The sequence below is a fragment of the Nitrosomonas sp. genome, assembly GCA_031316255.1.
Taxonomy (GTDB): domain Bacteria; phylum Pseudomonadota; class Gammaproteobacteria; order Burkholderiales; family Nitrosomonadaceae; genus Nitrosomonas.
Genome location: JALDQW010000001.1, coordinates 2,166,861 through 2,181,286, shown reverse-complemented (window position 1 = coordinate 2,181,286; position 14,426 = coordinate 2,166,861). Strand labels below are relative to the sequence as shown.

13 protein-coding genes and 2 pseudogenes are annotated in these 14,426 nt (G+C 47.6%); 10 read left to right on the top strand and 5 right to left on the bottom strand.

The window, feature by feature from the left end; translation table 11 throughout:
- Positions 1-171 precede the first annotated feature (171 nt).
- The 8 genes from MRK00_09640 (at position 172) to MRK00_09605 (ending at position 8,391) form a co-directional block, all read left to right on the top strand.
- Positions 172-1,326 (top strand): N-acetyltransferase, encoded by a 1,155-nt coding sequence (locus MRK00_09640; protein MDR4517629.1) that lies wholly within the window; start codon positions 172-174, stop codon positions 1,324-1,326.
- Positions 1,323-2,168 (top strand): nucleotidyltransferase family protein, encoded by an 846-nt coding sequence (locus tag MRK00_09635; protein MDR4517628.1) that lies wholly within the window; start codon positions 1,323-1,325, stop codon positions 2,166-2,168. The genes MRK00_09640 and MRK00_09635 overlap by 4 nt, the downstream gene beginning before the upstream one ends.
- 56 nt (positions 2,169-2,224) lie before the next feature.
- Positions 2,225-3,301 (top strand): LPS export ABC transporter permease LptF, encoded by a 1,077-nt coding sequence (lptF, locus tag MRK00_09630; protein ID MDR4517627.1) that lies wholly within the window; start codon positions 2,225-2,227, stop codon positions 3,299-3,301.
- On the top strand, positions 3,301-4,362 hold the full coding sequence (lptG, locus tag MRK00_09625) for an LPS export ABC transporter permease LptG (protein MDR4517626.1): 1,062 nt from the start codon (positions 3,301-3,303) through the stop codon (positions 4,360-4,362). The genes lptF and lptG overlap by 1 nt, the downstream gene beginning before the upstream one ends.
- 103 nt (positions 4,363-4,465) lie before the next feature.
- On the top strand, positions 4,466-5,701 hold the full coding sequence (locus MRK00_09620) for a CDP-alcohol phosphatidyltransferase family protein (GenBank protein MDR4517625.1): 1,236 nt from the start codon (positions 4,466-4,468) through the stop codon (positions 5,699-5,701).
- Between the two features lie 19 nt (positions 5,702-5,720).
- Positions 5,721-6,713 (top strand): acylglycerol kinase family protein, encoded by a 993-nt coding sequence (locus MRK00_09615; GenBank protein ID MDR4517624.1) that lies wholly within the window; start codon positions 5,721-5,723, stop codon positions 6,711-6,713.
- Between the two features lie 11 nt (positions 6,714-6,724).
- Complete coding sequence (locus tag MRK00_09610) at positions 6,725-7,699, top strand: hypothetical protein (protein MDR4517623.1); 975 nt, start codon at positions 6,725-6,727, stop codon at positions 7,697-7,699.
- A 44-nt stretch (positions 7,700-7,743) separates the two neighbouring features.
- Entirely contained in the window at positions 7,744-8,391 is a 648-nt protein-coding gene (locus MRK00_09605; protein MDR4517622.1) for a DUF2959 domain-containing protein, read from the top strand.
- Between the two features lie 473 nt (positions 8,392-8,864).
- On the opposite strand, the gene istB is transcribed toward MRK00_09605, so the two are convergent.
- The 5 genes and pseudogenes from istB to MRK00_09580 form a co-directional block, all read right to left on the bottom strand.
- A complete protein-coding gene (gene istB / locus MRK00_09600; protein MDR4517621.1) occupies positions 8,865-9,692 on the bottom strand; it encodes an IS21-like element helper ATPase IstB in 828 nt (275 codons plus the stop codon).
- Positions 9,685-11,217, bottom strand: coding sequence for an IS21 family transposase (istA, locus tag MRK00_09595; protein ID MDR4517620.1), 1,533 nt, complete (start codon positions 11,215-11,217; stop codon positions 9,685-9,687). Before istA ends, istB begins: the two co-directional genes overlap by 8 nt.
- A 119-nt stretch (positions 11,218-11,336) precedes the next feature.
- A pseudogene (locus tag MRK00_09590) lies at positions 11,337-11,441 on the bottom strand (type II toxin-antitoxin system HigB family toxin).
- Positions 11,442-11,855: 414 nt separating this feature from the next.
- On the bottom strand, positions 11,856-12,212 hold the full coding sequence (locus MRK00_09585) for a DUF86 domain-containing protein (protein MDR4517619.1): 357 nt from the start codon (positions 12,210-12,212) through the stop codon (positions 11,856-11,858).
- A complete protein-coding gene (locus MRK00_09580; GenBank protein MDR4517618.1) occupies positions 12,205-12,495 on the bottom strand; it encodes a nucleotidyltransferase family protein in 291 nt (96 codons plus the stop codon). The genes MRK00_09585 and MRK00_09580 overlap by 8 nt, the downstream gene beginning before the upstream one ends.
- Positions 12,496-12,754: 259 nt before the next feature.
- Here MRK00_09580 and MRK00_09575 point away from each other — a divergent pair.
- Both MRK00_09575 and MRK00_09570 read left to right on the top strand, forming a co-directional pair.
- Positions 12,755-12,901 (top strand): annotated as a pseudogene (locus MRK00_09575) (IS66 family transposase).
- A 187-nt stretch (positions 12,902-13,088) separates the two neighbouring features.
- Entirely contained in the window at positions 13,089-14,423 is a 1,335-nt protein-coding gene (locus MRK00_09570; GenBank protein ID MDR4517617.1) for a DUF3422 domain-containing protein, read from the top strand.
- The last annotated feature ends 3 nt before the right edge of the window (positions 14,424-14,426 follow it).

Below are 14,426 nucleotides of genomic sequence, written 5' to 3'. Positions count from 1 at the left end.
ATAAAGACATTTAAAAAACCGTTTGTAGAACCGGTCGGAATTATTGGCGATCGGGATTATATTCGCGTTTTTTGCTGAAAAGCATTGCTTCCAGAACCAATTCTTCATAATATCTCCTCGGAATATACAAGAATTCTCCCAATATAAATCACAGAACCGCAGAATATAGCCATGATTAAACCAGATAAACAAACTATCGCTTCTACATTGACAGTGCGTCCGGTAATGTCATACCGCGATATGAGTGATTTTATTGATGTTCCATGGCATATCTATACCGATGATCCGATGTGGGTGCCACCATTGCGCCTGGAACGGCGTTTTCATTTTTCCAAATACAATCCCTTCCTGCAACATAGCGAATGGCAGGCCTGGGTTGCATACCAGAATAATCAACCAGTCGGAAGAATCAGCGCACAAATCGATACCCTGCATCGAGAACGGTATGGCAACGATACGGGCCATTTTGGCTTATTTGAATGCGTTGATGACGACAAAGTCTGCAACGCATTAATATTGCATGCCGAGTCCTGGCTTGCCGCCAGACAAACGCGTCAAATCACCGGGCCATTCAACTTGTCGATCAATCAGGAATGCGGTATTTTAATTGATGGATTTGAAACACCGCCTGTTGTCATGATGCCGCATACCGCACGCTGGTATCCAAGATTGCTCGAGGAACAGGGTTATCAACCTGTCAAAGACCTGCTCGCCTACTGGATAGCGGTAGATTTTGAAGCACCACGCGTTATGCAGCAACTCATTAAACGCCATGCCGATCAAATTCATATCAGAACAATAAAGCGCAAACAGTTTGCCGAAGAAATGGAAGTGCTGCGCGATATTTTTAACGATGCCTGGTCTGAAAACTGGGGATTTGTCCCCTTTACCGAAGCAGAGTTTGCTGAACTGGGTAGCAGTCTCAAATATCTGGTACCAGATGAATACATCCAGATAGCAGAAGTCGATGGATACCCTGCAGCATTCATGGCGGCATTACCGAATCTGAATGAAGTGTTTGCGAAGCTTAATGGCCGCCTGTTTCCCTTAGGCTGGCTGAAACTGGTCAGAAAACTTAAAAAGCATGAAATTCATACCGCTCGCATTCCGTTGATGGGCGTTCGCCGACAATTCCATAATACACCTTTGGGTATGGCGCTGGCCTGCAGGGTGATTGAAGCACCCAAGAAAATCGGACTTGAACACGGCATAAGTGGCGTAGAATTGTCATGGATACTTGAAGATAACATGCCTATGCGCAATATTCTGAAAAATCTAGGCAGTAAGGAATACAAACGTTACCGTATATATGGGAAAACGCTGTGAGCAATCAACAGGAAACAACGCACCAAAAATTTGCCGCATTGGTACTGGCCGCGGACCGGACGACAAACGATCCAATTACACTGCACACCGGCGCAGCCTGCAAGGCTTTTGCACCGGTAGGGGGAACACCCATGATTATTCGCGTTCTGGATTCACTTGCTGCCAGTAATTTGGTTGGCTCCATTGTATTATGCGGCCCACCCCGTTCCAGACTGGATGACTGCCCTCCTTTAAAAAAGCGAATTGAATCGGGCGAAGTAAAGTGGCTTCCCAACATGGATACACCGGGCCGCAGCGCCGAGCAGGGATTGCATCATCTGCCTGATGACATGCCTGTTCTGTTGACAACAGCCGACCACGCATTACTGACGCCTCATATCGTTCAAAATTTTTTAACCGAGTCGTTAATTACCGATAGCGACGCAACCGTTGGCATCGTTACAGAAAAACAAATGACTGCGTCATTTCCAGATTCAAAACGAACAGTCTTCCGGTTGCGTGACGGCGGATTCTGTGGCTGCAACTTGTTCACATTCAAACCAGGCGGACGTGCACTCGTTACGTTCTGGCAACAGGTTGAAGGTATGCGCAAAAAACCATGGCGATTGATTTCACAAATTGTTGGCCCTGATATTGTATTGTCTTATCTCTTCAGACGCTTGTCGCTGGAAAAAGCCCTCAACATCCTGGCAACCAAATCAGGCGTTCACGTAAAAGCCATTTTACTGCCCGAAGCACGCGCAGGTATTGATGTTGACAAAGTTGAAGATTTGTTACTCGCCGAATCCATACTCAACAAGGCGCCCGTTCCTTTCTATAAACGCCGGAAACCGCTCAATTGATTTTTCATGGTTGCTTATCCAATGGGATACCGCTTTATTTCTGACAGGATTTGTACATGAAAATTATTGAGCGGTATATTACCCGTGAACTGGCCATTCCCTTTATTGTCGTTATCCTGATTCTTGTGGGTTTATTCGCAAGTTTCAGCAGTGCACGCTTTTTAGCGGGCGCAGTTACTGAAACATTGGGATTGGGCGCACTGTTCAAGCTGGTCATGCTAAAAACACTCATCGCATTGGAGGTGCTGATCCCTGTAGCCCTTTATATTGCCATAATCAGCGGTCTGGGCAGATTAAATAAGGATCATGAACTCAATGTATTACGTTCTAACGGTATCAGCGGCAAACGCATCGTCTTCACTGTTTTAATGGTTGCCATACCGGTTGGCATTATCAGCGGAATGCTTTCCGGTTATGTCCGGCCATGGGCTTATTCAGAAAGCTATATTCTTGATGCGCAAGCGGAAGCCGAACTCAACACCAACCGCTTTCAGGCTGGGCGGTTTTATGGCAGTGAACGCAGCGGCAGAGTTGTTTATGTGAAGAGTAAAGATGATGCCAACAAGCAAATGAACAATATCTTTCACTATATCAAGACACCTGAGGCCAGTGAAATCATTATCGCCGAAGAAGCGATACAAGTTCAGCCCGCCACCCAAAATGAACGGCCCAATATACAGTTATCAAATGGCTATATTTATCAATTGACACATACCGCATCCCGGGATGACACGATAGCGTTTGAAAAGCTGACTTATTTTACAGACAGTGAACTCGCACTCAGATACCGGCGGAAAGCTGCGCCCACAAGAACGCTTTGGGAATCCGAGGAACCTTGGGAAATTGCCGAGCTGCAATGGCGGCTTTCGCGCCCAATTTCAACGATATTAATGGCCCTGGTCGCGGTAACATTTATTCAAACGGCGCCGCGTCAGGACAAGGCCACAAAAACATACCTGCTTGCCGCAATTGTTTTTGCGGTCTATTACAATCTGAGCGGTCTGGCCAAGAACTGGGTTGAGCAAGGGGTTGTTGGCACCATGCCGGGCGTCTGGTGGCTTTATCTCACCATATTCACCTTGTTGCTGTTATATGCGCTAAAACCTGGTCAGAAATTATTTTCCCTTCGGTAATGCTTATTTTTCGTTACATTTCAATTCAGGTGCTGATTGGCTTAGTGATCGCCACAGCTGTTTTATTGCCTTTGTTCAGCTTCTTTGACCTGTTGGATCAACTGGATGATGTCGGCAAAGGAACCTATCGGACGATTGACGCTTTTTTATATACTTCATCATTGTTACCGCGCCGTTTTATCCAAATTGCACCTTTTATTGCCTTACTGGGCACCGTTGCCGCGCTTGGAACCTTGGCAGTAAATTCCGAGTTGATCGCGATGCGTGCCGCCGGAATCTCTCCATTACAAATCAGTTTAGCGCCGGTCGCAGTTGGCATTGCACTCATTCTATTGATTGCGGGACTTGAACAGTTTGTCGCGCCACAACTGCAACAAAAAGCCATTTCAAACCGGGCTGTCGCTTTGAATCAAACGGCTGAATTGGGCAAAGGACTCGGTATCTGGACGCGCAACGAGCAAAACATCCTGCGAATTGGATACATGCTGCACGCCAAAAGAGCATCAGATATTGAAATTTTACATCTTGATCAATCAGGCTTCTTGTTGGCACATATACACGCGCAATTCGCCGATATTCGCAGTAACGATGCATGGATCTTGACGAATGTGGTCATACGAAAGTTCACCGAAAATGATATCGAGTTAAAGCGCGCTAAAACGCTGAGCTGGAATTCCTTCTTGAATCCTGAAGACATCGCAACGCTTACAAAACCGCCAGAGAGTCTTTCGCCAGTGGAACTCGTTCGCCATGTGGATTTTCTGCGCAGCACCGGACAGGATGCCGATTCCTATGCACTTGCCTTATGGCGCAAAGCAGGCAGCGCACTGCTCACTATTGCAATGTTAATGCTTTCAATTCCGTTTATTTTTGGATCGATTCGCTCGGGCCTGGCCAATAAACTGGTACTGGCCGCCCTGATAGGCGTTGCAGTGTATTTGCTTGATCAGATTTTTGCCAATGCGGGCTTATTATTACGCCTGGAACCCGCCTTCGTAGCGCTCGCGCCCAGTTTAGTACTTATTCTGTTGGCTATACTTTGGTTACGAAGAATTTTTTAAAATTCCGGTTGTTATAATACAATGATCAATCTTAAAGGCTTGGAAGTGTCGACAAGCCGCTTATCAGAAAAACGAATAACACCCTATCAATAGAATAAAAAATATGCCAAAGACAACATCCATCTACATTCTAGGCGCAAACAATACCAGGCTGTGGGGGCTGGATGGCCGTGAGCGGTTACACCGCATGATAAAGGCTATCGACAACGTCATGTTGATTGAAAACATCGATTCACTGCCCGATAACGCGCCGCTGTTGATATTGAATGCACATTATTTATTCGACGCCAGGGTACTGGCGGCATTAGTCAACATGCATGAACCCATGGTGTTATACAGTCATGACAACCAGCATGTTGCCGTCCGCACCCTTGGACATCAGGCGAGACATCTGCTCGCGGTGCTGACAAAACAAAGAGCCCAGAGACCGGAGCATATCCTGTCTGGACTGCCACACTGCACGCTCGACGATCTCAAAATCGATTTTCAGCAAAACCTGAAAAAGAAAGACCCGCCCTATATCCTGCCAGTTACCGAAAACAACCGCAAATTACTCGAAAAAGAATTATTCTCAGGGTCTTACAAAGGCGTTACCGACCTTGTCACAAAATGGCTGTGGCCGTTACCCGCTTTCTGGTGCACGCATTGGTGTGTGCGGCGCGGCTGGCAACCCAATCATGTCACGGTATTGAGCGCCGTTTTTGCACTGCTGGCCGGCGTTGCATTCTGGTACGGATTCTTTGCAATCGGTCTGATCATGGGCTGGTTCATGACGTTTCTGGATACCGTTGACGGCAAACTCGCGCGGGTTACTGTGACTTCAAGCCGTTTTGGCGATGTGCTTGACCATGGCCTCGATATTATCCATCCGCCACTCTGGTATCTGGCCTGGGGCATCGGGCTGGCGGGCACGCTGACGCCGATTGCCAACCTGGATTTGCTGATCTGGCTGATGTTTTTCGGGTACATTGGCGGGCGCTTATGCGAAGGCGCTTTTCAGTTGTGGCTCGCACCGTTTGACATGTTTATCTGGCGCAAACTGGATTCCTTTAACCGCCTGATCACTGCGCGGCGCAATCCCTGCCTGATCCTGTTGACTTATGGTTGGATTACAGAACAGCCCGATCTCGGCCTGTTACTGGTCGTTGCCTGGCACTTGCTGTCGACCGCGATTCTCACCGGGCGTTTAATTGCCGGATGGCGTGTCTGGCGCCAGCAAGGATCACTGCGTTCCTGGTTGCAGGATATCGATCCCGCTCGCGACCGCAATCAACTTGCAGTAAAAATATTTACACGCGCGCCGATTGATCCAAAAAGCCTCGAGTCCGTAAAAACCTAGTTAGCCACGGCGCTTCACCATGACGATCGAATCAAAAATTGAACGCCTAAGAACCCGGTCAGGTAAAATAGGGCTGTTAATAAACCCATTGAGTGGACAGGTTCGCAAGCGCGAAAAAGCAATCCGGCAAGCACTCGATCAGATCCCTGGCGGCATACGCTGTGAAGCATCGGATGGCCCGGGTTTTATTTCTGCAACAGACAACCTGATACAGGCTGATGTCGATCTGCTGGTGATTATTGCGGGCGATGGCACATCGCATGCCATACTGAGTCATCTTTTCGCATTATTGCCGGTTGCACAATGGCCCATTCTCATGATCATACCGGGCGGCACCACAAACATGACGCCGCTCGATCTGGGCATGCAGGGCAAACCGGAAAAGATTCTGCATCGCCTGGCCGACCACCTGCAGCAGGCCGATGCACCCGACCTGGTCCAGCGGCCGGTGTTATGCATTACACAAAACGGACAAAACACAATTTACGGCATGTTTTTCGCAGTGGGCCTGGTCGCGCGCGGGGTAAAATTTTCGCGCAGCAGTGTCAAACAGATCGGCATAACGGGGGGTATTTTTACATTTCTGATCATGCTGCGTTCGCTGTTCGGCATGATTCTTGGCCGCAACCAGACTGAATGGGCGCCCGTCAACATGTCGATGATCAAAGAAGATGGCGAGAAATTTCACGGCACCTATCTTTTCGCATTGATCAGCGCGCTCGACTGCCTGTTGCTAAACATCCGTCCCTACTGGGGCCGGGAAACAGCGCCACTCCATGTCACATGGGTCGATCAACACCGCAAAAAATTGTGGCGATCCGTGTGGCCGTTGCTAACCGGGAAAGGCCATTTACTTAAAACACAGGACGGCTATCATAGCCATAATGCAACTACACTCACCATTTATTTAAATGACGAGTATATTGTCGACGGTGAATTATACCGGTCGACCGATTCCGACGAACCTTTACGCATCAGCGCAACACAACCTGTTACATTTCTTGTTCTTTAATAACCCCTGTCATGTCAAATTCAGCACCGTCATTAGCCAAAACACTACCCGAAGAACTGATAGCAGCAGTCGCCGTACAAAGCACGCGCAGCGTTTCACCGGATTACCCGGCTTTTGTGGACGCCTTGCTGGAACGATTTGGCACGTCGGCAGATGCTGTTATTCTTTATGGATCATGCCTGCGCACCGGCGAGCTTGATGAAGGCATTGCCGATCTTTATGTGCTGGTGGACGATTACAAGAATGCTTACACACAGCGCTATTTAGGTCTTCTGAATGCATGGCTGGCGCCGAATGTGTTTTATCTCGAAGTGTCCCATCAAAACAGGACACTGCGCGCCAAATACGCGGTTATTTCCACATCGGATTTTGAAAAAGGCGCGCAGTACTGGTTTCATTCCTATATCTGGGCGCGCTTTGCGCAACCGTCTCGACTGCTTTACGTTCGCGACGACACCACCCGGCACCGGATATACAGCGCATTGGCGCACTCGGTCATCACCTTCCTGACACAAGCCGGCAAGGCGTTGGAAAGTAATCCATACACTGTTGAGAGTATCTGGACCCGATGCCTGATGCTCAGCTACGCCGCCGAAGTACGGCCTGAAGACGAAACCCGCGCCCGCCACCTGGCCACAATGAATCTCGATGATTTTACCCGGCTGACAAAGGCAGCCTGCCCTGCGCTTGGCGAAATTTTTATCGATCAACCTGACAGCAACACCTATCTATGCCAGAATACCGTCGAAACCAGCCGGCGCGCTTTAAGGCGCTGGCGCCTGCGCCGCTGGCAGGGCCGTGTTCTGTCAGTTTTGCGCCTGTCAAAAGCCACGTTGACTTTCAGAGACTGTCTGGATTATGCCGCCTGGAAAATTGAACGGCATACCGGTGTGCGGCTCGAGATTACGCCCTGGTTACGCCGCCATCCGATCCTCTGGGGTTTAAAAGTCATGTGGCAACTGCTACGCCGCGGCGCCATACGTTAAATGTACACCCCTAATCCAACCATACAACCTGTGACGGAGGAACCATGAATCCAAAAACTTTTTTACCTGCACTGGCACTTTTTCTACTGCTTGGCGGCTGTTCGACCATGTATTACGAAGGTCTGGAAAAAATCGGCATACCCAAAAGAGATGTTATGGTCTATCGCGTGGAACAAGCACGTGACACGCAGGAAGAAACCAAAGAACAATTCAAGTCGGCCCTGGAGCAATTCACCGCCGCAACCAATTTCCATGGCGGAGACCTGGAAGCGATTTATACCAAGCTGAATGATGAATACGAAGCCAGTGTCAGCAAGGCCGAAGAAGTCAGAGGCCGTATTGAAGACATCGAAGATGTCTCTCAGGCGCTATTTGAAGAATGGGAGCAGGAAATTGCCCAGTACAGCAACGCCAATCTGAAACGCAGCAGCCAGAATAAACTGGGCACGACCAAAACACATTACCGCCAGTTAATCGCTTCCATGAAAAATGCCGAAGCCAAAATCGAACCGATACTCAGCGTTTTCCGAGACCAGGTGATGTTTCTCAAACACAACCTGAATGCCCAAGCGATCGCTTCGCTAAAAAGCGAGCTCGGCAATATTGAGTCGGATGTCTCCGCATTGATAGCTTCCATGGAAAAATCAATCAATGAAGCCAATGCATTCATCAATACCATGGAAAACAAATAATACGATTTATAACAATAAATTGAGATGTCATCCGGTGAACGCCCGGTATCACTGCAATCCATTCGGTATTCGCTGTATTGCCTTGCAGCCACCTGTTCACCGGTGCTCAGTCTGAAGAGCATCGCTTGATACTGAAATTTGGTGCCGAATATCGGCAAATGAAATCGGCTTGTTTTTTACCTTGCGGCAAACATTTTGGTACAAAACCGGGCACGCTTTCAAGCACTCGAGGGGAAAATTTTATACCCTGAAAAGGGGAAAAAATGTTGAATGTTGTATTGCAAGACCTGGTACCGGCCTGCTCGACCTGACCCCAGTTTTCAGCGCAAGTGTCAATAGCGGAGCAAAAATGTACCAGATAGCGCGTTAAAAGTGTACCAGTAAAGTTAATAAAAAAGAGGAATTAATCCTCGGGTTTAGCGCTTTTATTTTTTATATTCCGGGGTTGAAATAAAGCGCAGTGTATTCCCCAACTACTCATTATTTTTTTTGGTGTTCTCCTTTCCTATAAGTGTGGAATTCATTGATTGTTTTTGTCGCTTCTTACTTGCAGCCAGGCGATACGATTCACCATTCATTTCCAGGATATGGACATGGTGGGTCAAACGATCCAGCAGTGCGCCGGTCAATCGTTCTGACCCCAGAACACTTGTCCATTCGTCAAACGGTAAATTCGATGTGACCAGGGTGGCGCCATGTTCGTAACGGCGACTAAACACTTCAAACAAGAGCTCTGCGCCTACTGCAGTAAATGGCACATAACCCAGTTCGTCGATGATCAACAATTTGGTGTTAGCCAGCTGTTTTTGCAATAGACGCAACCGTTTCTCATCACGCGCTTCCATCAATTCATGTACCAAAGCTGCGGCCGTCTTAAAGACAACGCTCAAACCTTTCTGACAAGCGGCCAGCCCTAAAGCTAACGCTGTATGCGTTTTGCCAACGCCCGAAGGCCCCAATGCAATGACATTTTCACGCTTGTCAATCCATTCGCAGCGCATCAGCTCTAATACCAACGATTTATTCAATTCTGGAATTGCAGTGAAATCGAAGGTATCCAGGCTTTTAATCACCGGGAATTTTGCCATACGTATACGCCGCTCAGTATTGCGTCGCTCACGGTCGATACGCTCAAGCTCACATAACCGTAATAAGTAACGCGCGTAATCAACACCTTCATTTGCGCATTCGATTGCAACCTTCTCATATTCACGAGCAAAGGTCGAAAGCTTCAATGCCTTGAAATGATTCTCCAGCAAAACCTGTGGTGTAACTGTCGTGGAAATCGATGTTTCATTCATAATGACTCTCCATTACAGGTTTTTGAGTTGCTTCGGATATTTGCAACAGGCTTAAGTACGTCCTAGGTTCGGTGGGTAGTACATTGGCATTGGGTAGATAGGGGTAACACGTCAGATCGAGTTTCGCTGGCCGTTGTTCAATTGCACACAGAATCAGATGCTTGATCGCGTCAAATCCAATTGAACCCAAATCAATCGCTTTTTTTATCGCATGTTCAACTTGCGCTTGGCTAAAATTCTCCAGTAGCCGCAAAACCTGGATATATTCCTTGCGACCACGCCGTTCCAACCGCGCTTCAAGCAATCGGCGCAAACGATCAAATACTTCGGGCAGCACCCAATCCTGGAGGGGCGCCGCCTGATCCAATGCGCGCGGCTTTTGTTCCAGCAATGCCAAATAATGCAGCGGGTTATAGATGAATTCTTCCCGGCCATAGCTGCGTTGATGTCGTGCAATGGTGTCCGCACCCAGACAAATATCAACATGATCAACGTAACCTTTGACCAGCACTTCCCGATGACCGTACTGAGTGGGTACCGAGTAGTCGTTGGTTCGATAGCGCACCAGAGACAGAGAAGATACACGAGTCGAAATCTTGTGGCATGCATCAAACTCAGCTGCAGGCAATGCCATGAGTGCAGCAGCATCACGCTTCATACGCTCAGCAATGGTTTCAGTTTGCCCACGTAGCTTAGCTTGTTGGCGTTTGATACAACCGTCCAGCAACCTGGTGTTCAAGGCATCAAAATTATCAGCTATCGGCAACGGCACCATGAAATGGCGACGATTGAAACCAACCATGCCTTCAACATTGCCTTTATCATTACCCCGCCCTGGACGTCCAAATTTGTCTTCAAACAGATAATGACTTTGCAGTTCACTGAATGCTTTAGTCCGCTTACGCTTGCCATCACCCAGTATTTTAGCGACGGCGAGCCTGGTATTGTCATATAAAATAGATTGCGGCACACCACCTAAAAACGCAAATGCAGCAACATGCCCATCCAGAAAGGATTCGGTATCTTCCGTCGGATAGGCTTTGACAAAGCAGCCGTCCGAATGTGGCAGATCAAGACAGAAATAATGAAACCGTACCAGCTTGCCACCAATATAACCGTCAGCTTCGCCAAAGTCTACCTGAGCGTGGCCAGGTAAATGGACCAGCGGCATAAACATCTCCTTCTGCTGAATCTTGGCTTTATAAACATAATTACGCACAATGGTATAGCCGCCAGTGAATCCATGTTCATCGCGCAATCGCTCCAATATCCGGGTTGCCGTATGACGTTGTTTGGGATGAACTGTTTTATCAGCTTCAAGAATGGCATCTATAATGCCAGTGAAAGCGGCTAGCTTTGGTGAAGCAGGAGAACTCTTGCGCCGGTAACCTGGCGGTACCGCATATTGACACATCTTCTTAACAGTCTCGCGGTGAATACCAAAATAACGCGCGACTTCTCGCTCGCTTTTGCCTTCAACCATCACCGCCCGTCGTATTTTTACATATAGTTCCACTGAATACATCCTTTCGCCTTTCACTTGGTGCTAAACGCATCAGCTTACAGGCATCAGACTGGCACACTTTTATTCCGCGATATTCGCAAAATCTTGTGCGCTTCAGTGGTACATTTTTACTCCGCTATTTACAACTGGGCATGTGTGCCTATAAAACGGATATACACGACACCATAAGCATAGTTGATCCATACAATAATCCTGTATTTATTGTCTGCTATATTAAAAACGACTCTGCAATCTTTGAGAACACTGGCAGTTCTGAAATCTGCTTTAACTTCTGTGGGGTGATTTCCAGTTAGCCTTTAATGCATGTCTGTACCAGGCAAGTGTGGGCTGAATCGCATCGGTGAAGGATGGATCATTTTCCCAGAACGCTTTCAAGGTCGACAGTGCTATAACTTTCATTAATAGGATTAATGTCCCATCATGGGACTTTGGCAACTATTTTGATTGCACAAGTCGGGTCGCGAATCAAGAAAAAGAGTATTTGTTTCACTCTATGTCAAGATTATTCTGTTTGGAACTTCTAAACGCGCTTATCACGTGACATCACGTGGAGAGGCCGGCGTGAAACATTTACTAAGACGATGTGACGGCCTGAGATGCAATCAGTCACGTGCTCGACTGAAATCTACCGAACCACCTCATGTTTGCGCTTTCCTTTTCAGTGCTTTTAACATTGGCAGCAATTCTGGGATATCATCCTGAATAATGCTCCAAAGTGTGTCATTGTCGATACCGAGATATCCGTGAATGAGTCGGTTACGCGTAGCAATGATCATTCGCCATGGAATTTCTGGATGAGCTGAACGGACACCATCCGGTATGTGAGAGGCGGCTTCACCAATGAGCTCGAGGTTGCGTAGAGTGGCATCATAAGTTAATCCACTTGTTACAAAATCGCTCTGATCAAGTCCATCTGTATAAGTGAGTATTTTTTCGGCAAACTCGATCATATCATCAAGATAGAAACGCCATTCACGTTTGCTGGTATCAGACATTGATCTGTTCTTGTTCAATGTAAGGACGTAGTTCAGGACGAAGTGCCTTTTCAGTCACCAAGTCTACCGGACAGTTGAAAAGATCCTCCAGATAAAATTGCACGCCAAAATAGCGTTTGGAAGTAGCGGGCCCGTCAAACGCTACCAGTATATCGATATCGCTGACATTGGTTGCCTCATCACGCGCTGTAGAACCGAATAGCGCGAGCCTGACCACACCAAAACGTGCTTGTAATTCCGGTTTGCTACGGGTTAGCAATTCAATGACGCGTTGCTTATTCATCGTTCAATCTCTTGTGGATCACTTTCATTTCCTGAAGCTTCTTATGGATCAAAACATTGAACACACTAAAATCATATATATCATGCCAACAATATAACATCTACTATGCTGCGCGCAAAATGCGGAATTAATCAACACAAATATTGATCCGCCACATTCAAGCCACATTAAACCAACAAGTGGAAAAAACCAGGGCCGCGAATCAAGAAACATAAGTATGCACATGCTACAACTACGTCAAGACTACTCCGCTTAGCATAAAATATCGGAATGTTTTCGATCAAAAAATGGCGCTGGCATTTTCTGTCGAGTACGGGGTTTTCTGTAGACCTGCAGAAAAAGCAGCCTATCCTTCTGCGAAGCGCTTACACTGCTTTTTGGCGGAAAATTGCCTGATTTCTTATAGGGTTGTTTGGATTGCGCTGAACAAATACTTTAAAACCAAGGCTGGCTAATGGTTTCTACTGTATCCAAATCTTTGACATTGAACAAGTAAGGTGTGGGGTAATCTCAAAAGGATAACTTTTTTGACCTTATGCCGCATCCTTGGTACATTCTGAACTTTTTAACCGGACTACTGTTCTTCGATGCGCATGAATACAATTTCTGAAATTACGTTGCCCCACATGTTGCCTCCGGACGATCAGCAACGTACTGTGTTACATAATCATGTGCACGCTCGGCCGAGTCAGCGCATCCGTTTACCTGCGCTAGTAGTTTACGTGGCAGTACTTAATGATAATGTCACGCTTGAACAAGAGTGTGAACACCTGCGCCGGCTTCCTGACCAAGAAACGCTTATTATTGACCACTTGCAGAACAACTTTCTGCGCCTGAGGTTGCAGGGTTATACCTTGAGGTGGGAGCGCCATACAGAGTTTACACGCTATTCACTTGTTCAGAATTTGCCTGAGAACGCACAGCTAGGAGCCACAGATCCTGAATTACTTTCATCCTTGTCCTTGCCGAAAGGCTGGTTGGCGGCCATTCCTGGTCGAACCTTTGCCGCAATTAAATTGGTTATGATGCATGGCGACTTGAGTCAACCTGATGAGGCGCTGACGCTAGCACGTAACTGGTTTGGTGAACGCCCTGTGGTGGCTTCGCTTATCGGAAGAAATAGTCACTCACTCGCGGCGACTGATTTCGTGCTGCGTGACAGCGGCTTTGAGCGCATGCTGGTGGTTGAACCGACGGAGACATCCGAGTCACGGACCGGACGTGTTGCCCAGCGCCTGCTCGAAATTGAAACTTATCGGCTGATGGCACTGCGGGGCTTGCCCGTAGCGAAACAGCTTGCTCCAGAGCTGAGTAATGCTGAACAGCAATTGGCAAATATCACTGCACTCCTGGAAAACAAGGCAGTCTCTGAACAAGAATTGCTAGACAGGTTGGTTTCGCTGGCCGGACATATTGAGCGCGCCACAGTTGAGCATATGTATCGCTTTGCGGCTACACGCGCCTATGACAAACTGGTGACGCAACGCATCGCCGAACTAAGGGAAGTAGCCATACCGGGTACACAAACGATGGGCGAGTTTATGCGTCGTCGTCTTTCACCGGCTATGGCAACAGTTGAAGCGACTGCACAGCGTTTGGTTTCGCTCTCTGAGCGAATTTCACGAACCAGTGACCTGCTTCGCACGCGAGTCGATATCATCACTGAAGCACAAAATCAAGAGTTACTCGCAAGGCTTACGCGTGGACAGGAATTGCAGCTAAGACTACAAAGTACAGTAGAAGGTCTATCGATTGCAGCTATCTCATATTACGTGGTCAGCCTGGTGGTGTATTTGGCTAAAGCAGGAAAGGCTGCTGGTTTACCGATTCATCCTGAGATAATTGCCGGAGCAATGATTCCAATTGTACTGTGGGTTGTGTGGTACATAACGCGTCGCATACATGATAAATTTCTAAAACTGAATTAATAA

What these genes read in the sequence shown, in the direction of transcription:
- MRK00_09640 (MDR4517629.1), top strand. Translation starts at nt 172, where the DNA reads ATGATTAAACCAGATAAACAAACTATCGCTTCTACATTGACAGTGCGT.
- lptF (MDR4517627.1), top strand. Translation starts at nt 2,225, where the DNA reads ATGAAAATTATTGAGCGGTATATTACCCGTGAACTGGCCATTCCCTTT.
- lptG (MDR4517626.1), top strand. Translation starts at nt 3,301, where the DNA reads ATGCTTATTTTTCGTTACATTTCAATTCAGGTGCTGATTGGCTTAGTG.
- MRK00_09620 (MDR4517625.1), top strand. Translation starts at nt 4,466, where the DNA reads ATGCCAAAGACAACATCCATCTACATTCTAGGCGCAAACAATACCAGG.
- MRK00_09615 (MDR4517624.1), top strand. Translation starts at nt 5,721, where the DNA reads ATGACGATCGAATCAAAAATTGAACGCCTAAGAACCCGGTCAGGTAAA.
- MRK00_09610 (MDR4517623.1), top strand. Translation starts at nt 6,725, where the DNA reads ATGTCAAATTCAGCACCGTCATTAGCCAAAACACTACCCGAAGAACTG.
- MRK00_09605 (MDR4517622.1), top strand. Translation starts at nt 7,744, where the DNA reads ATGAATCCAAAAACTTTTTTACCTGCACTGGCACTTTTTCTACTGCTT.
- istB (MDR4517621.1), bottom strand. Translation starts at nt 9,692, where the DNA reads ATGAATGAAACATCGATTTCCACGACAGTTACACCACAGGTTTTGCTG.
- istA (MDR4517620.1), bottom strand. Translation starts at nt 11,217, where the DNA reads ATGTATTCAGTGGAACTATATGTAAAAATACGACGGGCGGTGATGGTT.
- MRK00_09585 (MDR4517619.1), bottom strand. Translation starts at nt 12,212, where the DNA reads ATGTCTGATACCAGCAAACGTGAATGGCGTTTCTATCTTGATGATATG.
- MRK00_09580 (MDR4517618.1), bottom strand. Translation starts at nt 12,495, where the DNA reads ATGAATAAGCAACGCGTCATTGAATTGCTAACCCGTAGCAAACCGGAA.
- MRK00_09570 (MDR4517617.1), top strand. Translation starts at nt 13,089, where the DNA reads ATGAATACAATTTCTGAAATTACGTTGCCCCACATGTTGCCTCCGGAC.